General features: G+C 34.8%; 18 protein-coding genes. 4 read left to right on the plus strand and 14 right to left on the minus strand.

Going from position 1 to position 22,973, the window contains the following annotated elements; all coding sequences use genetic code 11:
• Positions 1-211: 211 nt before the first annotated feature.
• Together ACIDC4_RS01710 and ACIDC4_RS01715 are read right to left on the minus strand one after the other, a co-directional pair.
• Entirely contained in the window at positions 212-2,488 is a 2,277-nt protein-coding gene (locus ACIDC4_RS01710) for an acyl-CoA dehydrogenase family protein (protein WP_412044702.1), read from the minus strand.
• 308 nt (positions 2,489-2,796) lie between these two features.
• Entirely contained in the window at positions 2,797-3,720 is a 924-nt protein-coding gene (locus tag ACIDC4_RS01715; protein WP_412044703.1) for an EamA family transporter, read from the minus strand.
• Positions 3,721-3,822: 102 nt separating this feature from the next.
• On the opposite strand from ACIDC4_RS01715, the gene ACIDC4_RS01720 reads away from it, so the two are divergent.
• Positions 3,823-5,241, plus strand: a complete 1,419-nt coding sequence (locus tag ACIDC4_RS01720; protein ID WP_412044704.1) for an aminotransferase-like domain-containing protein — start codon at positions 3,823-3,825, stop codon at positions 5,239-5,241.
• Between the two features lie 522 nt (positions 5,242-5,763).
• Here the strand turns inward: ACIDC4_RS01720 and ACIDC4_RS01725 are convergent.
• The 7 genes from ACIDC4_RS01725 to aspA form a co-directional block, all read right to left on the minus strand.
• Positions 5,764-6,711, minus strand: coding sequence for a bestrophin family protein (locus ACIDC4_RS01725; protein WP_230037463.1), 948 nt, complete (start codon positions 6,709-6,711; stop codon positions 5,764-5,766).
• A gap of 50 nt (positions 6,712-6,761) precedes the next feature.
• The gene (locus ACIDC4_RS01730) at positions 6,762-7,484 is read right to left on the minus strand and encodes an adenine nucleotide alpha hydrolase family protein (RefSeq protein WP_230037461.1); all 723 of its coding nucleotides are present in this window, start codon (positions 7,482-7,484) and stop codon (positions 6,762-6,764) included.
• A 77-nt stretch (positions 7,485-7,561) separates the two neighbouring features.
• Complete coding sequence (locus tag ACIDC4_RS01735) at positions 7,562-8,965, minus strand: sensor histidine kinase (RefSeq protein ID WP_230037459.1); 1,404 nt, start codon at positions 8,963-8,965, stop codon at positions 7,562-7,564.
• A 1-nt stretch (position 8,966) separates the two neighbouring features.
• On the minus strand, positions 8,967-9,641 hold the full coding sequence (locus ACIDC4_RS01740; RefSeq protein WP_065449644.1) for a response regulator transcription factor: 675 nt from the start codon (positions 9,639-9,641) through the stop codon (positions 8,967-8,969).
• Between the two features lie 170 nt (positions 9,642-9,811).
• A complete protein-coding gene (locus tag ACIDC4_RS01745) occupies positions 9,812-10,432 on the minus strand; it encodes an outer membrane beta-barrel protein (RefSeq protein ID WP_412044705.1) in 621 nt (206 codons plus the stop codon).
• Between the two features lie 125 nt (positions 10,433-10,557).
• Positions 10,558-11,823 (minus strand): BamA/TamA family outer membrane protein, encoded by a 1,266-nt coding sequence (locus ACIDC4_RS01750; RefSeq protein ID WP_412044706.1) that lies wholly within the window; start codon positions 11,821-11,823, stop codon positions 10,558-10,560.
• A gap of 161 nt (positions 11,824-11,984) precedes the next feature.
• Positions 11,985-13,394, minus strand: a complete 1,410-nt coding sequence (aspA, locus tag ACIDC4_RS01755) for an aspartate ammonia-lyase (RefSeq protein ID WP_412044707.1) — start codon at positions 13,392-13,394, stop codon at positions 11,985-11,987.
• A gap of 331 nt (positions 13,395-13,725) precedes the next feature.
• On the opposite strand from aspA, the gene ACIDC4_RS01760 reads away from it, so the two are divergent.
• A complete protein-coding gene (locus tag ACIDC4_RS01760; RefSeq protein ID WP_412044708.1) occupies positions 13,726-14,304 on the plus strand; it encodes a pentapeptide repeat-containing protein in 579 nt (192 codons plus the stop codon).
• A 163-nt stretch (positions 14,305-14,467) separates the two neighbouring features.
• Here the strand turns inward: ACIDC4_RS01760 and ACIDC4_RS01765 are convergent, their stop codons facing one another.
• The 4 genes from ACIDC4_RS01765 to glyA form a co-directional block, all read right to left on the minus strand.
• Entirely contained in the window at positions 14,468-14,965 is a 498-nt protein-coding gene (locus ACIDC4_RS01765) for a GNAT family N-acetyltransferase (RefSeq protein WP_412044709.1), read from the minus strand.
• A 22-nt stretch (positions 14,966-14,987) separates the two neighbouring features.
• Positions 14,988-16,028, minus strand: a complete 1,041-nt coding sequence (locus ACIDC4_RS01770) for a GMP reductase (protein ID WP_412044710.1) — start codon at positions 16,026-16,028, stop codon at positions 14,988-14,990.
• Positions 16,029-16,284: 256 nt separating this feature from the next.
• On the minus strand, positions 16,285-16,878 hold the full coding sequence (locus ACIDC4_RS01775; RefSeq protein ID WP_007810758.1) for a MiaE family protein: 594 nt from the start codon (positions 16,876-16,878) through the stop codon (positions 16,285-16,287).
• Positions 16,879-16,981: 103 nt separating this feature from the next.
• Complete coding sequence (gene glyA, locus ACIDC4_RS01780; protein WP_056251471.1) at positions 16,982-18,256, minus strand: serine hydroxymethyltransferase; 1,275 nt, start codon at positions 18,254-18,256, stop codon at positions 16,982-16,984.
• 108 nt (positions 18,257-18,364) lie between these two features.
• On the opposite strand from glyA, the gene fahA reads away from it, so the two are divergent.
• Entirely contained in the window at positions 18,365-19,648 is a 1,284-nt protein-coding gene (fahA, locus tag ACIDC4_RS01785; RefSeq protein ID WP_412044711.1) for a fumarylacetoacetase, read from the plus strand.
• Positions 19,649-20,033: 385 nt separating this feature from the next.
• On the opposite strand, the gene ACIDC4_RS01790 is transcribed toward fahA, so the two are convergent.
• Positions 20,034-21,074 carry an agmatine deiminase family protein gene (locus tag ACIDC4_RS01790; protein ID WP_412044712.1) on the minus strand — a complete coding sequence of 347 codons (1,041 nt, stop codon included), beginning with the start codon at positions 21,072-21,074 and terminating at the stop codon, positions 20,034-20,036.
• A 186-nt stretch (positions 21,075-21,260) separates the two neighbouring features.
• Here ACIDC4_RS01790 and ACIDC4_RS01795 point away from each other — a divergent pair, with 186 nt between their 5' ends.
• Positions 21,261-22,787, plus strand: a complete 1,527-nt coding sequence (locus ACIDC4_RS01795) for a choice-of-anchor I family protein (protein ID WP_412044713.1) — start codon at positions 21,261-21,263, stop codon at positions 22,785-22,787.
• Positions 22,788-22,973 lie beyond the last annotated feature (186 nt).

Genomic DNA, 22,973 nt, shown 5'->3' on the forward strand with positions numbered 1-22,973 from the left:
TGTAGAGCTTCTTGTGGAGATCCCTCGTTAGGGATGACAAAAAAAGACTCCATAAACTTTGTCAAAGTTTAAAACTTTGACAAAGTTCCCACAAGATCTATTCTCTTTACTCTTTACTCTTTATTCTTTACTCTTTACTCTTTACTCTTTACTCTTTACTCTTTAATCTTTAATCTTTAATCTTTAATCTTTAATCTTTAATCTTTAATCTTTAATCTTTAATCTTTAATCGAACAGCAATTGGCGCTGCAAGACAACTCTCCGGAATATCAAATGCATTGACCAATGAAACCGCATCCGGACGAATATCCCAACACAATTGATTGACAATTTTACGGATTGCTTTGGTTTTTACAGCTTCCATATAACCGTCTTCAAGATACCAGCCTTTGTTTTTTTCTATTTGTGAAAGTGCGTATAACTGATTCAGTTTTGTTAGTATTTCTTTTGTTTCAATGTCTTCTACGTCTTTTATAGCCAATTGAAATTGTTCTAAAACAACTCTTTCCAAATACGCCTGAGCAACATCGATCATTTGATGTTGTACAACATTGAAAGCATCATAAGGTTCTAAACCTCCGTCGACCAATTTTTTGATGCGTCGCGCTGCCGAAGCTAAAATTGTTTTTTCTCTGTGAATAAAAGCCTGTAAATGAAATTCAGAATCCAGTAAATGTTCATCATCTGTTCTTCTGGTAGCAATTGGGTTTTTCTCTGTGAATGCCGTTTTTGCATTTTCGTACACATAATTGATGATTCCCAAAGAACCCATTTCGCCAAACGATTTTCTGAATTCAGACAAACGGTTTTTAGCCACCAATTGCATCAAAACGGTATTATCACCTTCAAAAGTCGTGTATATTTCGGTATCATTTTTTAAAGCATCTATTCTGTTTTCAGACAAATATCCTTTTCCTCCAATAGCTTCGCGGCATTCCTGCAGAATATCTCTTGTACTCCAGGTCGAATACGATTTCATTCCTGCTGCCAAAGCTTCGATTTCCTGCATTTCGGCTTCGGTTTTATTTAAAAAGCGATTGGTAAGATATTGCAAAGCAAAATGTACGGCGTAGGTTTTCGCCAAAGGCGGAATTAATCTTCGCTGATGCATTCTGTAATTTAAAATCGGAACTTCAGATCCTCCTTCTGGACCAAATTGTCGGCGTTGATCGCTGTAGCGAATGGCAATTGTTAATCCGGATTTGGCTGCAGCCAAAGCAGAACGCGGAATCCCGATTCGTCCGCCAACCAAAGTACCTAACATGGTAAAAAATCGTCTGTTGTCACTCGGGATCGGACTTTCGAATTCGCCTTTATCATTTACAGAAGCAAAACGATCGAGCATATTTTCTTTCGGAATCACCACATTGTCAAAACTAATCGTTCCGTTATCGACTCCGTTTAATCCCATTTTATGTCCGCAATCGCCTATCGTAATTCCGTTTAAGGTATTTCCGTTGGTGTCTCTTAGCGGAACCACAAAAGCATTTACGCCATAATCATGACCGTCGATCACTAATTTAGCAAAAACAGTCGCCATTTGTCCGTGAACGGCTGCGTTGCCAATATATTCTTTTTGAGCATTTTTAGTCGGCGTATGAATCGTAAACGTTTGATCGTTATGATTGTAAGTTGCTGTGGTTTCCAGTCCTTTTACGTTCGATCCGTGATGAGTTTCGGTCATGGCAAAACATCCGGGAATTTTTAAGGTTCCAATATCTTTTAGGTATTTCGCATAATGTTTCTCTGTACCTAACGACTGGACGCTCATTCCCCACAATCCAAACTGAACACCAAATTTGATTACTAAACTCAAATCGTGGTAACTTAGCGTTTCCATTATCGCAAAATAATCGGCTATGTTTTCTCCTCCTCCATATTGCTTTGGATAAGCCATATTTCCGAGATTTTCATCGGCCAGAATTTTACACCAATTATAGACGGTTTGGCGGTATACATTGATATCTGTAGAAGTTTCATAAGCAAATTCAGGTCTTGAAATTACTGATTTTACTTTATTGATAATAGCTGCTTCTTTACCGTTTAAAATGTCCGTTATTTTCTGAATATCAAAATCGGCATTGGTTTGAGAATTGGCTGTAAAAGAACTTGCTTTTGTTTTAAAGTTTTGAAGCGCTTCTTCGCCAAGAATTCCAAGGTCGTTCTCTAATTTTATAAAATCAGATTGCAATTTCGAAATATCCACATCTTTTTCTGAAAGCGCTACTGCAATATCAAAAATGGATTTTATATCGGATTTGTTTTGGATGCTGTTTTCGATATCCAATTTCCATTGGGTGAGTTCATTTCGCGAAGGCGGATTTGAAATGTCTAATCTTGATACTAATTGTTGTTTTTCTTCGGGCGAAAGCCAACTTAAGTCATTAATAAATTTCTGAATGGTGGTAAACTCTTTTTGAGTCAGTAAATCATCAGACCACACTAAATAAAATAACGGGATAAAGGCTTGGAGTTTGGTATTTTTCATATAAATAGTTTGTTCAGTTTGTATCTTTTTTTTGCCACAGATTATTGTTTTTCGCCACTCCCGATAGCTATCGGGATTCACCAATTTTCACTAATTAATTAGGCTCTTTACTATCGCTTATTACAGCGTAAAAAAGTTCACGCAGATTTTGCAGATCGAGCAGATTAAAAAATTCATGAAAATTCGTGAAATTCGTAGCGAAAAAATGTCGCATAAAAAAACAGGAATGAAAATAGTCATTCCTGTTTAAACATCCTGTTAAGATTCTGGTAATTTATATTTTAAACCAATAAAAAACATAAAAAACCTCACGTTATTTTAGAATCTTTGGATATTGCGATAAACTTTTGCTTCATGGCAAAAATATGATGTGAATTGAAAACCAAGACGGCCAGAAAAACAATTCCGTAAGCTATAATCTGTATGAGTCCGAACTGTTCTTTATACAGAAACATAGCCAATAGAAAAGCGATCATTGGGTTAATATTTAAAAGCATCCCAACTGTTGAAGAATTTATTCCTGACAAAGCATATAGATTAAGAAACAAAGGAAAAATCGTAAACAAAATCGCAATGGTTTCTATACAGAAATAAAACTTAAATTCCGTTGGAACCGGACCGCTGTATATGGGATAAAAAGGCAACAAGAACAACGCCGCCAAAGTAATATGAAACGTTAGAATTATAAATTTGTCGAAACCTTTATTGACTCTCTGACTAACCAGATAAGATGCATAGGTTGATCCTATAATGATGCTAAAAAACATATCCATAATATTGGCATACGATAAAAGTATACAACCGGAAATGCTTAAACCAACGGCTATCCATTGGGTTTTACTTAGTTTTTCGTGCAAAATAAAATAAGCCAGTAAAGTGGTTAGAATTGGGCAGACCAAATAGGCCAATGATGTCGCTTTTACGCTAACGTGGTTCATTACATAAATAAATGTAAACCAGTTGGCCATTAGAAACACGCTTCCGCCAATATTTAATAAAATGGTTTTGCGTTTCTCAAAAGCGGGCAACGATTTGAAGTTTTGAATTGCTTCTTTTATTCTTTTTCTTTTAAAAGTAAAAGCAATCATCAACATTAGAATACTACAGCTAAAAACACGATAGAACAAAATATCCAGAGAAGCATAATCGTGTATGGGTTTTAAAACCAGACTAAAAAATCCCCAGATTACAAAACAAGTAATGGCAGCTATGTAGTATTTTGTTGTTTTCACGAATGTTGTTTTTGTTTATTTTTCTACTAAAACAAATTTCTAAAAAATAAAACAGCAATACAGATACAGTTTTTGTAAATTGCACCATAACAGTTTTTTTTTATGAAAAATCCAAATTACTTGTATCTTCAGTTTGCTGACCGAATAGAAAAGCAAATAAAATCCGGTGTTTTGAATGTGGGCGACAAGCTGCCATCGATACGTGAAGTCTGCGCCGAAACGGGTTACAGCATGAGCACGGTAAGTAAAGCCTATTACGAAATCGAAAGCAGATCACTGATCGAGTCAAGACCGCAATCCGGTTATTATGTGAGTAATATTTCGGCCAGAGCGATTCCTGAACCTTCGCCAAGCAGTCCTATTTTAAAATGTGCCAATGTTGACCGGGAAGATTTGATCGATCAGGTGTATGGTAATATGACAGATCCTGATATTACGATGCTTTCTTTGGGTTTTCCGTCGAATGAATTGCTGCCTATTGCGAAATTAAACAAGGGGATGGTTCAGGCAATGCGACAACTTCCTAACAGCGGAACGAGTTATGAGCAAGTAAAAGGGAATCCGAATTTAAGAAGAGAAATCGCCAGATGGTCTTTTACCTGGGGAGGTTCACTGACCGAAGAGGATATTATTACAACGCCCGGATGTACAAGCGCAATATCACATTGTTTAATGACTCTAACTCAACCCGGAGATACTATCATTACAGAAAGTCCTGCTTATTTTGGAATTCTGCAATTGGCAAAATCATTAGGATTGTACATCATGGAATTGCCAACCAACATGACAACGGGAATAGAACTGGAAGCATTGAAAAAAGCGTTATCATCTAAAAAAGTAAAGCTTTGTTTGCTAATGAGTAATTTTAGTAATCCGTCAGGAAGTATGATGCCGGCAGAACATAAAATAGAAGTCGTCAGGTTGATGGAGTTCTACAATATTCCGTTAATCGAAGATGATATTCACGGCGATTTGTACTTTGGCGCAAGCCGACCTAAGAATTGTAAAACCTATGACGAAAGCGGTATTGTACTTTGCTGTAGTTCGGTTTCTAAAACTCTGGCGCCAGGTTATCGCGTAGGCTGGGTTTCGCCGGGAAAATTTAAAAAAGAAATATTACGCAACAAAATTTACCATTCGCTTTCCTCTCCTACTATTACGCATCAGGTTGTGGGAGATTTTCTAAAAAATGGACGATACGAAAACCATCTTAGAAAAATACGCCAGATATTGAATCATAATTGTAACAATTATATTAATACGGTTTTGGAATATTTTCCGAAGGGAACCAAAGTAAGTCAGCCGCAAGGGGGATTTTTTCTTTGGATCGAACTGGACAAAAGTGTTGATACTGCTGCTTTTTATCATTTGGCGATGCAACACAAGATTAGTATCGCGCCCGGAAGAATTTTCTCTTTTCAGGATCAGTTTTCGAATTGTATGCGATTGAGTTTCGGGTTGGTATGGACGAATGAATTAAGAGAATCTATACAGACTTTAGGAAGATTACTTCATCGATGATGATAAACTCTGCGTAATCTTGTCATCCTTGACGCAGAAAGTATCACACAATAAGCTCGACAATCTTTGTCATGGCACACGGATGACACGGATTTGCTTTGCAAAAACACAGATCTACACAGATTTTTTGTTTTACTCATTGCAGCTACTCCAATCTTGTCATCCTGAGGAACGAAGGATCACACGCGGGATTCTACAAAGATTGGCGATTTTGATTGTGAAGTTCCTGTTGTGATCCTTCCTCCGTCAGGATGACAAACTAGACGAAAACATTGTTATGAAAACGGATGTCCTAGCCCCGATAGTCCAGAGGCTTCGGGAGGAAATCCTTTTTCTGGCTTCTTTAGCCAGGAAAAGATTGGAACGGATTGCTTCGCCAATTCGCACTTTCAGGCTCGGGTGCGGGATTAGCTCCTGAAAAAAAAGATTCAGTTTTAAGGAATTGCAATAACAAAAAAAAACCGGACAATGCTGTAAATAGCGTTGTCCGGCAACAAATTGAGAAACCAAAATCAATTTTAATTATAAAACAAAATAAGCGTTGTTTTCCGCTTTTTTAGGCTCAGGCTGAAGATGAAATTCATTGATAATATCAAATTCGCTTTGGTATTCATTCATCATCTGAGTGATATTTCTTTCGATAGTATTGGCAATAGTGGTTACAGGTGTATCTGTAGGCCTGTTTTCGAATGGATCCTGCAGGTGAATTGCCATTCTTTCGATCAAAAAGAAAGCGGCTGCAATAGCTGTAATTAACGGGATTGCAAACCAACTCAAGACACTAATTAAGCCAAAAGGCAATAGTAAAATAAACAAACACAATGTCAATCTGATGTACATGCTGTAAGTCGTTGGAAAAATAGTGTTTTTAATTCTCTCACATTTCCCCATTTCATCACATAATCTTGACAAAGTATTATCGATTTCTACCTGCTGATACATATTAATACGTTTGTCGTTTTTAGCATTTCGAAGATCTCTCGCATGCAATAATAAAATCGCGTTAGGTATGTTTTGATGATTTTTTACAAAACGTAATTCTTCGTCGCTTATCAAACCTTCAAGTGGTTTTAAGGCATCTCTATTTCGTAAAGATTCTCCTAAACTATAACACCACGCAATTTGTCGTTTGGCAAAATTTTCTTTGAATTCATTTGCTTCTACAGAAAAATTAGGGTCTTTATAGAATGTCAGTACTTGCCTGATCAATGTTCTGGAATCATTTACAATTGCGCCCCAAACGATTCGGGCTTCCCACCATCTGTCATAAGCCTGATTCGACTTAAAAGCTAATAATAAGGATATAATGGTTCCAATCATTGTTGGAATTGCAATTGGAATATCTACAGGAAGATTGATAAAATAATTGTGAAAAACTTCAAAAACTATTGTATACGCCAGTACTAATGTAATTTCTACTTTAATTTTCCCGAGAACGTACTTCATTGGTATTCTTTTCTTTAATAACATATTTTCGGTTTTAAATTAAACTTATATTTTTTTTAGAGAGCAATTGGGTATTATGCCATTTCCTCATAAAGAGACAAAACCGGAAGTCCTAATCTCTCGTTCATATCTGCTTTTTTTGCTTTTTTGAATTTGATTTTTTCTCCTTTACGGGTTTCTACCAGCAAATCGATATCGTATTTTGAAATCGCTTCGGATAAATAAGGAGCAAATTTTTCGTAGTTGTCATCGAAATTGGCGGTCTGACTTACAATTTCAAATGAAAAGTTTTCATTCAAGAATTGCTGAACGTCCTTAACATGCATATTGGCACGGGCATTTTCGATATAAAGTGCTTTATTAAAGTCTTCTTTGTACTGCTCTACTCCTAAATGCAATATGGGGCATTTTTGGTTTCCTGCTAATTGAATCAAATACTGATGAATTCGTTTTGTTTCTTGTTTATAAGACTGTGTCAGAATGACTAATTTTACAGAGAAAACATCAATAATACGTTTGAAGATTGGAGATGAAAGACCGTACTGGTTTTGTACTTTTATTTTACAATTTGGAGTATGCTCGATAATATAGCGACAAGTATCAAGTACTGTTTCCTGACTAGCTGTAAGTCCGGTACGCATTTCACGCAAATAACCTGATGAAGAAAAAGTATCCGGGGCATCGGCAACCATCATTAAAATGATTTCGCAACCTGATGATTTTGCCTGACTTACTGCTGATTTTACAGCGCAAATAGTATCATCTTTTAAAGTCGTAGGTATAAGGAAATTTTTCATATGTATAATCGTTTAGTTTATACATACAAAATAACTCTCTCGAAATTAGAAGGGGCTTAATATAAAATTAGAACTTTCTAAGATTCAACATTAGAATTTTTAATGTTGTTCTTTTTGATTTTCGATTTATTAAAAACGATCGTTACAATAGTTCCTTTATTTTGTTCTGATTGTACTTGTATTTCGCCATCGTGCATGCGAATGATTTTTGAGGCCAAAGGAAGCCCTAAACCATACCCTATATATTTGGTGGCAATTTTTCCTCTAAAGAAAGGTTCATACAAATGCGGAATATCTTCTGGCGGAATACCAATACCAATATCGTTGATAGCGATTTTAATCATTTCCTGATTGGCAGAAAGCGTAACAAAAACCTCATTATTATCTGAGTACTTTACACCATTGGTAACAATATTATTAATTGCTAATTCTAAAAGAGGTTTGTTGCACGGAATTAATAACAGATTAGAATCGTTTGGAGCAAAATTAAATTTCATACTCACACGATTATCAGGATAAATTTTATCTAAATCTGATTTTACATCCATTAACAATTCGTCGATTCTTGCAATATCCAGTACTTGTTTTTTACCGTCGTAACCCGTTTGAGTAAGTTTTAGCAGGCTTTCTGTAAGGTTTCCTAATTTTGAAGCCTGACTATAGATATTTTCTAATGACTGAATATACTCGGGAACCTGACGTTCTTTAAGGAGCATAATTTCAGACTCGGCAATAATGGTGGTAATTGGCGTTTTTAATTCGTGCGAAGCATTGTTGATAAAATTGGCCTGAATCTCAAAAGAGGTTTCTAAGCGGTCCAGCATATCATTAAATGTTTCTGTAAGATCTGAGATTTCGTCTGAGTTTTTTACTTCGGGTAATCGGTTATGAAGATTAGAAGCACTAATTCTATTTACTTCTTTGGTAATTCTTGCTACGGGATTAATAACACGTTTTGCGAGAAAGCGCCCTAAGAAAAAAGCCAGAAATATAAATCCGATCCCGCCAAAAAGCATGATTTTTACAATATAAATGGTCGTTGTAGGGCCTTTTTGATCCCTTGCTCCCACAATTACAATGTATCTTTGACTTCTTTCTGTAAAAACTTGTCCTAAATAGTATTTGTTATCTTTTTCGAAATAATCTTCTCCGGTTTTTAGAACATTAGTATAGAACTCATTGGGTAAATTTAAATTGGTATTATAATCAAAACTGTTGGCGCTGTTTATTTTTAGAACAAATTCTTCTTCTTCTATAAGTTCTTCAAGTCCGTCTTTTTTGAGGTTTTTATAATACTTTATTTTTTCAGGATCGTTTTGAAAATGAATTGAAGCGACGATTTTGGCCCTGTCTTCTAATCGTTTTAAGAAATGATATCGATTATTTTCCTGAAACAAGACAAAGACAATAATACACAACAATAGTGTACTAAAGCTGGAAAGCGCTACATAAGTAAAAGTAATTTTTTTTCTTATATCCATTTTATGGTTTTATAACATAACCTAAACCTTTCATGGTATGAATAAGTTTAGTTGCAAAAGGTTTATCTATTTTTTTGCGCAGATAGGTAATATACACGTCTACAACATTGGTATTCATATCAAAATTAATATCCCAAACATTATCTAAGATTTGATCACGGGAAACAATCTGACCGCTATTTTTAGCTAAATAATACAGTAATTTAAACTCTTTGGCCGTTAAAATAATAGATTCTCCTTCTCTTTTTACGGTTTTAGCACGCGCATTTATTTCTAAATCTCCTACTGTAATGCTGTCTATTCTTTCTGTTTCCTGATGCGCTCTTCTGTGCAATGCATTTACCCTTGCGTCAAGTTCCCCAAATTTAAAGGGCTTAACCAAATAATCATCGGCACCGGCATTAAGTCCGGTTACAATATTTTCTGAAGTTCCAAGAGCTGTTAAAAGTAAAACTGGCACAAAATTCTTGCTGGCACGCAAACGTCTGCAAATTTCAATTCCGTTAATATCAGGTAACATTACGTCTAAGATTACAACATCAAAATTATAATTATGAAGCATTTCCAGGGCTGTTTTCCCATCCATTGCTACACTAACTTCGTTGTTGTTTTCGGCAAATCCTTTACGTAAAATAGATAAAAGGTTTGGTTCGTCTTCGACTATTAATAATTTCATAAATAAGTGGTCTGAATAACAAAAATAGGGATTGAGTTTAAAAATATAAATCACAATAGTTATAAATTATGATTTAATTATGAACAATAGCTTTTAGTAACCACAAAAAAAGCATTCACCAGAAATGAATGCTTTTATATTTTTTTAAGAATGATTTACGGGGGTAAATACTAATTTTTAAAGTTAAAACTCAATACAGCGCCAAGTCCAAACTGGTAAGTAGAAACATAATCATCAACCGCAACTGGTCCGTACCAATATGTCCAATAATAACTCTCACCAACTGCTGCCGACATCGATTGTAAATAGGCATTAATATTTACAGAAACTACTGAAGCTGTTTTAATCTTTACTCCGGCTTTTAAATCCCAGGCAAAATAAGTTCCACTTCCTCCCTGAGGTGTTTCTACAATCCCAACTCCGGCTCCTGCCCCTAAATAAGGAAGTAAATTTGAGCCTGTATCAAAATAATGGGTAAAATCTGCTAAAATAAAATTAAAGGCTCCCTTGTCATTTCCAGCATTAACCTGAACTCCTGCCGGATTATAAAAAGGTATTTTTAAATCTTGTCTTAAATACTTTACCTCAACTGAGTTATTTGTCGAAAAGAAATATTCAAATCCTGCACCGTATTGAAAACCATCATCAATAGTAGCAGAAAAACCATCATAATCGATCTCATCTGAAAAGTTATAACCACCATACAAATTAAGAGAAAAAGACCTTGCATCTTGTGCGTTCGCTCCTATCACCGACAGGAAAAGAACGAGTAATAAACCGTACCGTTTCATAGTGTTTGTTTTTGAAAGTTAATTGAATCTCAAATTTAAGTTTTTTCTTTCTAAAAATTAAATATTTTTTAAGATAAAATTCGCACATAAAAAACACAACTACTTAACAAACATTAAATTACAAATCAAAATGTTTCGCCGGCATTTAGATAAAACCCTTTTGAATTATTTCCCCAGGCATAATCTACAATTAAATTGGTCCGTGTTTTTTTATCGATCAAAATACGCAAACCAAGACCTGCCGCGGGTTGAATTGATTTGAATAAAGAAACATTATTATCGACATTACTTGCTGTTACGAAGTTGGTAAAAACGGTACCGCTTATCATCTGGTCGCAAGTAATTGGAAATCTAAATTCTGTTGAAAGATAAACTAAACCGTCTCCTCTAAATAGTCCTTGTGTATAACCTTCTCCGCTTCGGCTTCGCTGATCCCAGCCTATTGCAGGCAAATTCAGGTACGGAACTTTTCCTCTGGTTATAAATTGTCCGTAAGCCCAAAGTGCCAAAATGTATCTTTCATTTTTGTTCGAAAGGGGTATAAAATGACGATATTCTGCATATAAAACATTACTATATTCCTGATTATGAAACAAAACGGGATTAAAACGATAATTGATATTAGCAAACCATCCGCGGGTAGAATTTACCTGATTGTCTCTGGAATCGTATACTAAATTGAGGCTCATACCACTTAAGAAATATTCTAAATCATTAAACCCGTGTTTTTGGCTGTAATTATAATGATAAGTATATTTTCCGTTTTCTACATCAAGATCTTTGTCTTTGATACTGGAATACCAATCGAGATTTATACCTCCGCCTATATAAAAGTTTTTACGAACTTCAAAAGAAACAGTTTGGTGAAATTTAAAATAATCATAGTCCATAGGCTGTGCAATAGAATCGATGCTAAAATGATTTTTCTTGCTGTGATGCGGAATTATATCTGTTCCTAAACCATAATTGGGCTGAGAAAAAATATACAGGCGATAATCTCCGCTTAAAAAAATCTTGTTGTTATTGAGTAAGATATTATTCTTAACATTTACCAGCCATTGTTTTTTTGTAGTATAGGTTATCCCCAGATTTGCGATAGAATATTTGTCTGATTCAAGTTTTCCTTTGAAAGTATATTGCGCTACCGCACCAAAAAAAAATCCGGTTGCTGGCTGAGAACCAATTGCCGGAATAATAAGGAAAAAGTTGTTTTTTGAAGGTCTTACTATAGCTGTAGAATCCTTCTTTTTAAAGATTTCTAAAATCGTTCTGGGCGGACATAATTCCGGATTAACGTTTTCTGTTTGCGCTATCGAACTGAACGAAATAAAGAAGAGTAACCCTAAGATTTTATAATGATGAAAATAATTATTTTTTAAAAATTTTACCATCTGAAAGTTTTAATTTTTCGAAATAACATTCAATCCTCACGTAAATATACATCTTATTTTCAAGGTTTTATAATTCAACTTTAATAAAAAACAGCATTTTAGAACATAAAAAAAGCCGTCAATATAATTTGACGGCTCTATAAACTTATAAGTATTTTTTCTTATTTCGTGATAAATTTTGGATTGATCAGGTTATCTAATGAATAGATTTCATCCCATTTTTCCTGAGTGATTAATTTTCTTTCGACCACCACAATATCATGAACACTTTTATTCATTTTTAAAGCTTCACCAGCGATACTGGCGCTTACTTCGTAACCTAAAATAGGATTTAGTTGTGTTACAATCCCAATACTGTTCATTACCATATTATAGCAATGATCTACATTTGCCGTAATTCCAATAATACATTTATCGATCAAAGTCTGAATGGCATTTGATAAGTAATCTAAAGATGTAAACATCGCAAAAGCAATTACTGGCTCCATTACATTCAGCTGCAATTGTCCTGCTTCAGCCGCCATGGTAACCGTTAAATCCTGACCAATTACGTAAAAACAAGTCTGGTTTACTACTTCCGGAATTACCGGATTTACTTTTCCAGGCATAATAGAAGATCCTGGCTGACGTGCCGGTAAATTGATTTCGTTGAAACCAGTTCTTGGCCCTGAACTCAATAATCGTAAATCATTACAGATTTTAGAAATTTTAACGGCTGTTCTTTTTAATGTTCCCATAATCTGAACGTAAGCTCCTGTATCAACAGTAGCTTCAATTAAATCCGGAGAAAGCGTTAACGGAATTCCAACTTCTTTGGCTAAATAGTTCACACAAATTTCAGGATATCCTTCTGGTGCGTTTACTCTTGTGCCAATTGCGGTTGCTCCCATATTGATTTCTAAAACCAAACTCTGAGCTTCTTTTAATCTGCGAACATCTTCGCCTATTGTAGTCGCATAAGATCTAAATTCTTGTCCTAAAGTCATCGGAACCGCATCTTGCAATTGGGTTCTTCCCATTTTAAGAACACTTTTAAATTCTTCTCCTTTTGCAGCAAAAGCAATTTCTAAACCTTCTAATGTCTTAATAAAGCTTTCCATTTTCAGGTAAAGCGCAATTCTAAATGCCGATGGATAAGCATCGTTTGTAGATTGGGAACAGTTAACATGATTATTTGGATGCAAAAAGTTATAATCTCCTTTTTTATGTCCCAGATATTCCAAACCAATATTGGCAATTACCTCATTTGCATTCATATTTACCGAAGTTCCTGCTCCGCCCTGAATCAAATCGCTTACAAATTCCTGATCGAATTTACCGGCAATAACCTGATCACTTCCGTAACAAATGGCTTCGGCAATTTTAGGATCGAGTGCTCCGCAATCTTTATTAGCTAAAGCTGCTGCTTTTTTCACATAACCTAAAGCTTTAATAAATAAAGGTTCTTTTGAAATTGGAATTCCTGTAATATTAAAATTCTCTACAGCCCTGAAAGTTTGGATACCATAATACAGATGATTCGGAATATCTAATTCTCCTAAAAAATCATGTTCTTTTCTTGTTGATCCCATATAATATAAGTGTTACGTTTTAACTTAAAAAATCACTGTAAAGCTACTGCGAAATACTATTATAATAAAATATTTCAAATTAAAAATTAATAATATTTTATAAAAATAAAGCCTTAAAATTAAACACTTATCATTTTAAAGCTTTAAAAATATCATATTCGTAAAAAACAAGCCGTAAAAAACATCCTTATTTAAGGTAAGCACAATCTCAATCCGTTTATTTTCCTGAGAAAAATCACACTTTAAAACTAAAAAATTAATACCATTTTATACATAATTAATGCAACGTAATTATTATCTTTTCACTCTTAAACAATCATTAAAAATTACATTGAAAAAAGAGTCTGAATATTTCCTTGATAAAGAATACGATACCATTACTTATGGTAGAGATGATGTAAATTTTAAGGATTTTGAATGTTGTGTTTTCAATAATTGTAATTTTTCGGCCTGTACTTTCCTAGCCGTTACTTTTATCGATTGTGTTTTTAACGATTGTATTTTTAGCGAAGCCAAAATCAATTATGTAGCTTTTAGAACGGCTACTTTTAACCGATGCGAAATCAAGGAAGTGAATTTTGCCATGTGCGACAAACTCATTTTTGAAGTTCATTTTTATGATTGTATTCTGGACTTTTCGAAGTTTTATACCTTAAAGATTAAAGGAACAACGTTTAACAATTGCAGTTTAGTTGCCGTTGATTTTATGTCTACAGATCTTACCAGCGTTCTTTTCGATAATTGCGATTTGTACCGCTCAGAATTTGACAAAGCCATCGCCAACAAAGCCGATTTTAAAACCAGTTATAATTACACCATTGATCCATCAAAAACCAAACTGAAGAAAGCTGTTTTTGCTTTGAAAGAAGTGAAAGGATTGTTGTTTAAGCATGATGTGATTGTGAGTTAAAACCATAATTCAACACGAATTTACTTCGTCTGTTCGCTATCGCTCGGGTCACTAATTACCACGAATTTTTAACTCTGAGTTTAGTTTGTGGAATTATTTCACAAACTAATTCGTGGTAATTAGTGACCCGAGCGATAGCGAACAGACGAAGTAAATTAGTGTTTTAAATCTTTTTCTCCATTACATAATCTTCCATCAAATAACCGTTTCCGATTTCAATATCAACTTCTTCTTTAACTTCGAAACCTATTTTTTTGTAGAATCCCAAAGCGGTATTAAATCGGTTTACGTTTAATAATAAAGCAGTTGAATTGTTTTCTGAAGCTAATTTTCCAATTTCGTCAATCACTTTTTTACCAATTCCTTTTCCCTGGGTTTCCGGCAAAAGATAGATTTTATGAATTTTGGTCAGGGCTTCTTCATTATAATGATGTTCAATTCCGATAAATCCAATATTTGTTTCATCTTCATCAATCATATAAAATAACTGTACTTTTTTATCGTATTGTTCGCTTAGAGCTTCAGTAGAATAAAAAAGCCCCAACATATAATCAAGTTGTTCTTTTGATAGAATTTCACCATAAGTAATGGGCCAGGTAATATTTACTATATTCTGAATTTGCTTAATATCGTTTATTGTTGCTGCTGTAATCGTAATCATAATGCTATTTAAAATACTTTTATTATTTAGTAAAAATTTGATTTTCCTGTTCGCTTACGCGGATGAAAGTTGTTCTTTTTGTTAATTCTTTTAATCTTGATGCGCCTACATAAGTACAAGTACTTCGTAAACCTCCTAAAATATCTAAAACTGTATTGATAGCATGCCCTTTATAAGGAACCTGAACTGTTTTTCCTTCGCTGGCTCTATATTCTGCAACTCCTCCAACATATTTATCCATTGCCGTTGTAGAACTCATTCCGTAAAATTGTTTGAATTTTTCGCCGTTTACTTCGATCAGCTCTCCTCCGCTTTCAGTGTGTCCTGCGAGCATTCCGCCCAACATAACAAAATCTGATCCTGCTCCAAAAGCTTTCGCCACATCTCCCGGAGTTTTACAACCGCCATCGCTTATAATATGTCCGCCTAAACCATGCGCAGCATCGGCACATTCTATAATAGCTGAAAGTTGCGGATATCCTACGCCGGTTTTCACACGTGTTGTACAAACTGAACCTGGTCCAATTCCTACTTTTACGATATCGGCTCCAGCCAAAAGTAATTCTTCGACCATTTCGCCGGTAACAACATTTCCGGCAATAATGACTTTATCAGGATATTGTTTTCTGGTTTGTTTTAAAAACTGAACAAAATGTTCTGAATAACCGTTTGCGACATCAATACAAATGAATTTCAGTAAAGGATTTGCAGTAATTATTTGACCAATTTTGGCAAAATCATCTTTTCCCGTTCCGGTACTAATAGCAATATAATCGTAGAAATCTGGTGTAACATTTTTCAGGAAATCATTCCATTCTTCTAATGAATAATGTTTATGAATTGCTGTAAAAAGTTTTTCTTTCGCCAAAACCTGAGCCATTTCAAAAGTTCCTACCGTATCCATATTGGCTGCCATAATTGGGATTCCTGTCCAATTTGTGGTGGAATGCAAAAATTTAAAATTTCGTTCTAAAGAAACTTCCGATCTGCTTTTTAGCGTTGATCTTTTTGGGCGAATCATTACATCTTTAAATCCTAATTTCAGATCAGTTTCTATTCTCATGGCTTTGAATTTTGATTACACTCAAATATAGGAATTTTAGATTTTAGAATGTTGATTTTAGATTGCTAAACTTTGTGGTTAATTTGGTACGCGGATGGCACACGGATGACGCGGATTCGCTATCGCGAAAACGCGGATTTATACGGATTTTTTATTTTTTTTATTTCCCAAAGATTCACAGAGAATGCCACGGAGATTCACAAAGCTTCCTTCAATTTTGGAATTTGGAATTTAAAAAATTAGAATTTTAATAAATTTATCCATGAATCGTTTCGCCTTTTCCGTAATTAGAAATAATAGATTCTTCGTAGGCCAGCCATTCTCTCCAGCGTTTTTCAACGTCGATTCCAACTCCGTATTTACGGGCGTAGGTAATGAAAGTAGTGTAATGACCTGCTTCGCTTTCCATTAATTCTCTGTAGAAAACGGCCAATTCTTCGTCCTGAATGTTTTCGGATAAAACTTTGAAACGTTCGCAACTTCTGGCTTCGATCATGGCGGAGAATAATAATCTTTCTACAAGACCTGAAACTCTGCTTCCGTCTCCGCTTTTCTTCATATATAAATAAAGCTCATTTACATAATCGTCTTTGCGTTCGCGGCCCAGTTTTAATCCTCTTTTGATGATGATATTGTGAACCTGCTCAAAATGATCGATTTCTTCTTTGGCTAAAGCCAATAAATCTTTGACTAAATCCTGATGTTCAGAGTTATTGGTAATAATAGTAATCGCGTTTGTTGCTGCTTTTTGCTCGCACCAAGCGTGATCTGTCAGGATTTCTTCAATATTTTTTTCTACAATATTTACCCATCTTGGGTCTGTTGGCAATTGTAATCTTAGTACGCCCATTTCTAAAGTTATGAGTTAAAAGTTATAAGTTATAAAAGCAAAAATCGAAAGTCAAAATAAGACTTTTGACTTTCGATTTTAAAACTTTAAGACTTATCTTAAATTAATATACGAAAATTGGTCTTTCGCTCATCATTTCGTTTACTTCGTTTGCTACTTCTTCGATAACTGCTTCATTTGTATGATCAGCTAATACTTTATCGATTAATGCTACGATAGTTTCCATGTCTTCTTCAACTAAACCACGAGTTGTGATTGCAGCTGTTCCTACACGAATTCCTGAAGTTACAAATGGTGATTTATCATCAAATGGAACCATATTTTTATTTACAGTGATTTCTGCTTTTACTAATGCATTTTCAGCTTCTTTACCAGAAATATTTTTATTTCTTAAGTCAATAAGCATCATATGGTTATCAGTTCCGCCAGAAATAATTTTGTATCCTCTTTTTACAAAAGCATCTGCCATAGCATTTGCATTTTTTTGCAATTGCATAGCATAAGTAAAGAACTCATCTTTTAATGCTTCACCAAAAGCAACCGCTTTAGCAGCGATGATGTGCATTAAAGGTCCACCTTGATTTCCTGGGAAAACTGCAAGATCTAATAAAGACGACATCATTCTGATTTCTCCTTTTGGAGTTTTTAATCCTTGTGGATTTTCGAAATCTTTCCCCATCAAGATCAAACCTCCACGTGGTCCACGTAAAGTTTTGTGAGTTGTTGTAGAAACAATATGACAATGAGGAATTGGATCGTTCATTAATCCTTTTGCAATAAGTCCTGCAGGGTGAGAAATATCAGCGAATAAGATTGCTCCTACGCTATCTGCAATTACTCTAAAACGCTCAAAATCCATATCACGAGAATAAGCTGATGCTCCTGCGATGATCAATTTTGGCTGCTCTTTTGTTGCAATTTCCTGAATTTTATCATAGTCTAAACGACCAGTTTCAGCATCTACTCCGTAAAAAACAGGTTTGTATAAACGACCTGAAAAGTTTACAGGAGAACCGTGAGTCAGGTGACCACCGTGAGATAAGTCGAAACCTAATATAGTATCACCAGGATTTAAACATGCATGGTAAACTGCAGTATTTGCCTGAGATCCTGAGTGAGGCTGAACGTTTGCATATTCAGCACCAAATAATTCTTTAGCTCTGTCTATTGCAATTTGCTCAATAACGTCAACTACTTCGCAACCTCCGTAGTATCTTTTGCCTGGATATCCTTCGGCATATTTGTTAGTTAAAACAGAACCAGCTGCTTCCATTACTTCATCACTTACAAAATTCTCTGAAGCGATAAGTTCTAATCCGTGAATTTGTCTGTCTTGTTCCTCTAGTATAAGGTCAAAAATTTGTTCGTCGCGTTGCATTTTTTCGTTTTTCGTTAATTTCCTGCAAAAATACAAAAAAACGTTTGTCAAACTGCTAGATTATGATATATTTGACATAGAATTTTTCAACAAATAATTAACATTCACATGCCAATAACCGCTAACGATACCAAAAGAAAATCATGGTTAGAAGTGCCAGAAAATAGCGACTTCCCTATTCAAAATATTCCTTTCGGTGTATTTCTTACCAAAGAAAATGTCGTTACAGTAGGAACACGAATTGGCGACTACGCTATAGATTTAGGGGCTCTACAACAATTAAACTATTTTTCAGGAATAGACTTAACTGATGATATGTTCATGCAGGATACGCTTAATGATTTTATTTCTGACGGAAAAAAGACATGGCGTTTAGTTCGAAATCGCATCGCTGAGATTTTCGACGAAACTAATCCTCAACTAAGAGATTCAACAAAAGATCGCGATATTGTTATTTTTAAAATCGACGATGTAGAGATGCAATTACCTGTATTAATAGGTGATTATACAGATTTTTACTCTAGTAAAGAACACGCTACGAACGTTGGAAAAATGTTCCGCGATCCTGAAAATGCTTTATTACCAAACTGGTTGCATATACCTGTAGGATATCATGGTAGAAGTTCTACTATTGTTCCGTCAGGAATTCCGGTACACAGACCAATGGGACAAACTTTGCCGGCTGGCGAGAAATATCCTGTTTTTGGACCGTCTCGTTTGGTAGATTTTGAATTGGAAACAGCTTTTATTACAACTGACGTAAATATAATGGGAGAAAATATCCCAACTTACGAAGCCGAAGATTATATTTTTGGGATGGTTTTACTAAATGACTGGAGCGCGCGCGATATCCAGAAATGGGAATATGTGCCGCTAGGGCCTTTCTTAGCTAAAAACTTTGCAACATCAATTTCTCCGTGGATTGTAACTATGGATGCTTTGGAGCCTTTTAGAACCAAAGGACCTAAACAAGATCCTTCGCCGTTACCTTATTTACAAACTAAAGGAAAAAAAGCTTTTGATATTCATCTTGAAGTTTCTATTAAACCTGAAGATGCAGAAGAAACAATAGTTTCTAAATCAAACTTTAAATATTTATACTGGTCCATGAGCCAACAATTAGCACATCATACTTCTAATGGTTGTCGTGTAAATTCTGGTGACATGATGGGTTCAGGAACTATTTCTGGTCCAACTCCGGATAGTTTTGGTTCGATGCTGGAATTGACTTGGGGAGGAAAAAACCCTTTGAAATTAAAAGATGGCAGTGAACGTAAATTTATCGAAGATAACGACACTGTTATCATTAGAGGTTTTTGCGAAAATGCTGAAGTACGTCTTGGTTTTGGAGAAGTTGCAAGCCAATTATTACCACCATTTATCAGACCATGAAGAGCAGATAAATTATCTGAAGAGATATAAAAATATAAAACCTTGGTTCTCGCCAAGGTTTTTTTTATGCTTTATTTTAAGCAAATACTTTTATGTTTGAATCTCGCAATCCCGATAGCTATCGGGAGCAGAGTCTCAAAATTTTATTTAAAAAAATAAGATTAATAGCGTCTAGCTTCAGCTGGCTGGAAATATTTAACGCAAACAAAAAGGCTTTAGCCAAACTAGATTAGTTTGGCTAAAGCCTTTTTTATATTCAAATCATATTCCCCTAGCTGAAGCTAGGGGCTATGCAAAAAAATCTTTGCGACTCCGCGACTTTGCGAGATTAAATATTACGCAAAACTTAAAAAAACTTAGTGACTTTGTGCCTTCCTGGCTAAACCTAAGCAGGTATCTGCTGGCTCAAACAATGCAAAGTTCCAAATCCCCAGATAAAATCGATACAGCTTATTCCTATTACTTCTCTGTCAGGGAAACATTCTGATAAAATATTCAAAGCTACACGATCGTTACTATCATTAAAAGTAGGAACCAAAACACAATTATTCAGGATTAAGAAATTAGCATAACTTGCCGGTAATCTTAAATCTTCGAAATCTACACGTTTTGGCATTGGCAATGCTACAATTATTGGAGATTTTCCGTCTTCTAATTTTGCATTTTGTAAACGTTTCAGATTATCTTGTAATGGTTTGTAATTAGCATCATTTTTATCTGTTTCAACAATTGTCACAATGGTATCTTCATTTACAAATCGGCATAAATCGTCGATGTGTCCGTGTGTGTCGTCGCCTTCTATTCCGTCTCCAAGCCAAATTACGTTTGTAACTCCAAGATATTCTTTAAACACCGCTTCGTAATCTTCTTTGGTGAAGTTTTTATTTCGAACCTGAATTGATGGATGCATCAAACATTCTTCAGAAGTTAACAAAGTTCCTCTTCCGTTTACATCTATTGCACCGCCTTCTACGATTACCGGTTTTCCTTTGTATACAACCTGCGTTAAAGGAACATCGATAAAATCAGCTATTTTAGAAGGCACAAATTTATCTAGTTGATAATTTTTATATTTTGCCCAACCATTAAAATTAAAATTCAGCGCTTCTCTTTTCGAACCATTTTTTACTACAATTGGTCCGGAATCACGCATCCAGCTTCTGTTGGTTTTATGAATAATGAAAGATACATTGGCAATATTTACGCGCGCTCTTTCTAACATTTCAGCTACTTTTTCTTTTAGTTTTTCATCGGCTACGACCAAAAAAACAGTTTCAAAAGTGGCTACTTTTTTAATAAATTCTACAAAAGCCCATTGAACAGCTTCGTATTTTCCTGGCCAGTCGTTACCATTATGCGGAAAACACAATACGATTCCTTGTTGTTTTTCCCATTCTGCTGGAAATCTTCTATTATTTGTTGACATAAAGAGGTTCTAATTTTGAAAGTGTACAAAGATAAGCATTCGGAAGGATTATAAAATAGTCGAGACAAAATGATATTGGTTTTAGATAAATTATCTGATAAAAATTAAGTTAAAGATTAAATAATACAGCCTTAATATACGAGCAAAATCTGCTAATTACATTTGGCAAAACTAAAAAACACAAAAATGAAGAAATTAAGTATTACGTTATTAGCTGCTTTATCTATAATGGTAAGCTGTAATAATGATGATGAAAATTCAAGCAAACCAGAACCTGAAGTTGTTATAAACGAAAACCCGGGAACCTTTAAAGAAATAGGTTCTATCACTATTGGCGGCGAAGGTGCAGCAGAGATTACGGCTTACGACGAAAAAACAAAAAGACTTTTTACTGTAAATAATAGCGGAACAAACCAAATAGATGTAATTGATTTATCTGATCCTACAAAACCAACTAAAATTGGCAAAATCGATTTGACTCCATATGAAGGCGCTTCTAATAGTGTTGCTGTATTTGACGGGAAACTAGCCGTTGCCTTAGAATCGACTGTAAACAAACAAGGAAACGGAAAGGTTGTTGTTTTTAATACTACTGATTATAGTTTAATTAAACAAATTACGGTTGGCGCATTGCCGGATATGATTACTTTTTCGCCTGACGGAAAATATATTATGACTGCTAATGAAGGAGAACCAAGCACAGATTATTTGCAAGATCCAAACGGAACTATCTCTATTATTGAAGTTGCTAATAATTATGCGGTGACAACTTTAGATTTCGCTTCTTTTACCAGCCAGTCTGCTGCTTTGCAGAAAGAAGGCTTTAGAGTTTCTAAATTCGCTAAAAGCTTCGCTCAGGATATCGAACCTGAATATGTAACTATTTCTGATGATTCTAAAACTGCCTGGGTAACATTGCAGGAAAACAATGGTGTTGCAAAAGTAGATTTGACTTCTAAAACCATTACAGCTATTTATCCTTTGGGTTTTAAAGACTTTAATACTGCTGAAAATGCTATTGCTGTAAGTGACAAAAATGAAACAGCTGTTTTTAGTCCATGGAAAGTGAAAGGTATGTTTATGCCAGACGCAATTAGTCATTTTTCTGCCAATAATGTTCCTTATTTTGTTACAGCAAACGAAGGTGATGCCAGAGAATATGCAGCGTATAGTGATATTAAAAGAATGAAAGACATGAAGCTTGATGCAACTGTTTTTCCTGATGCTGCAACTTTAAAACTAGAAACCAATTTAGGAAGATTAAATCTAATTACCGACATGGGTGATACTGATGGAGACGGAGATCTTGACGAAATGGTAGCTTTTGGAGCGCGATCTTTCTCGATCTGGAACGGAAATACCGGAAAAATTGTTTACGATAGTAAAAATGACCTTGATAAAAAATCAAATGATTTTGGATCTTATGATAACAAACGCAGTGATGATAAAGGCTCAGAACCTGAAGCGGTAGTAGCAGTTAAGATGGGAAGTCAGAATATTCTGTTTGTTGGACTAGAAAGATCAGATGTTTTTATGACTTATGATGTAACAAATCCAACTTCACCTCAATATTTACAAACTGTAAAAACGGGTGATGCTCCTGAAGGAATATTATTTATTCCGGCTTCTAAAAGTCCAACAAAAAGAAGTTTGTTAGTCGTTAGTAGTGAGGGAGATGGCACTGTAAAAATATACCAACCAGATTTAAAATAACTTTCACATTTACAATTTAAAAGAGGAGCTAAATATAAATTTAGCTCTTTTTTTTGTTCCAAAATTCTGATTCTTTTAACGTATTTACATAAATAAAACCCAAAAGGTGGGAATTATGTAAGACCAAATAGAACACATTCTGAAGTTACTGGTATAATTTTGTCCAGGAGTTTAAAACGAAAAACT

This window comes from Flavobacterium sp. C3NV (genome assembly GCF_046825355.2).
Classification (GTDB): domain Bacteria; phylum Bacteroidota; class Bacteroidia; order Flavobacteriales; family Flavobacteriaceae; genus Flavobacterium.

What these genes read in the sequence shown, in the direction of transcription:
- ACIDC4_RS01710 (WP_412044702.1), bottom strand. Translation starts at nt 2,488, where the DNA reads ATGAAAAATACCAAACTCCAAGCCTTTATCCCGTTATTTTATTTAGTG.
- ACIDC4_RS01720 (WP_412044704.1), top strand. Translation starts at nt 3,823, where the DNA reads ATGAAAAATCCAAATTACTTGTATCTTCAGTTTGCTGACCGAATAGAA.
- ACIDC4_RS01725 (WP_230037463.1), bottom strand. Translation starts at nt 6,711, where the DNA reads ATGTTATTAAAGAAAAGAATACCAATGAAGTACGTTCTCGGGAAAATT.
- ACIDC4_RS01730 (WP_230037461.1), bottom strand. Translation starts at nt 7,484, where the DNA reads ATGAAAAATTTCCTTATACCTACGACTTTAAAAGATGATACTATTTGC.
- ACIDC4_RS01735 (WP_230037459.1), bottom strand. Translation starts at nt 8,965, where the DNA reads ATGGATATAAGAAAAAAAATTACTTTTACTTATGTAGCGCTTTCCAGC.
- ACIDC4_RS01740 (WP_065449644.1), bottom strand. Translation starts at nt 9,641, where the DNA reads ATGAAATTATTAATAGTCGAAGACGAACCAAACCTTTTATCTATTTTA.
- ACIDC4_RS01745 (WP_412044705.1), bottom strand. Translation starts at nt 10,432, where the DNA reads ATGAAACGGTACGGTTTATTACTCGTTCTTTTCCTGTCGGTGATAGGA.
- ACIDC4_RS01750 (WP_412044706.1), bottom strand. Translation starts at nt 11,823, where the DNA reads ATGGTAAAATTTTTAAAAAATAATTATTTTCATCATTATAAAATCTTA.
- aspA (WP_412044707.1), bottom strand. Translation starts at nt 13,394, where the DNA reads ATGGGATCAACAAGAAAAGAACATGATTTTTTAGGAGAATTAGATATT.
- ACIDC4_RS01765 (WP_412044709.1), bottom strand. Translation starts at nt 14,965, where the DNA reads ATGATTACGATTACAGCAGCAACAATAAACGATATTAAGCAAATTCAG.
- ACIDC4_RS01770 (WP_412044710.1), bottom strand. Translation starts at nt 16,028, where the DNA reads ATGAGAATAGAAACTGATCTGAAATTAGGATTTAAAGATGTAATGATT.
- ACIDC4_RS01775 (WP_007810758.1), bottom strand. Translation starts at nt 16,878, where the DNA reads ATGGGCGTACTAAGATTACAATTGCCAACAGACCCAAGATGGGTAAAT.
- glyA (WP_056251471.1), bottom strand. Translation starts at nt 18,256, where the DNA reads ATGCAACGCGACGAACAAATTTTTGACCTTATACTAGAGGAACAAGAC.
- fahA (WP_412044711.1), top strand. Translation starts at nt 18,365, where the DNA reads ATGCCAATAACCGCTAACGATACCAAAAGAAAATCATGGTTAGAAGTG.
- ACIDC4_RS01790 (WP_412044712.1), bottom strand. Translation starts at nt 21,074, where the DNA reads ATGTCAACAAATAATAGAAGATTTCCAGCAGAATGGGAAAAACAACAA.
- ACIDC4_RS01795 (WP_412044713.1), top strand. Translation starts at nt 21,261, where the DNA reads ATGAAGAAATTAAGTATTACGTTATTAGCTGCTTTATCTATAATGGTA.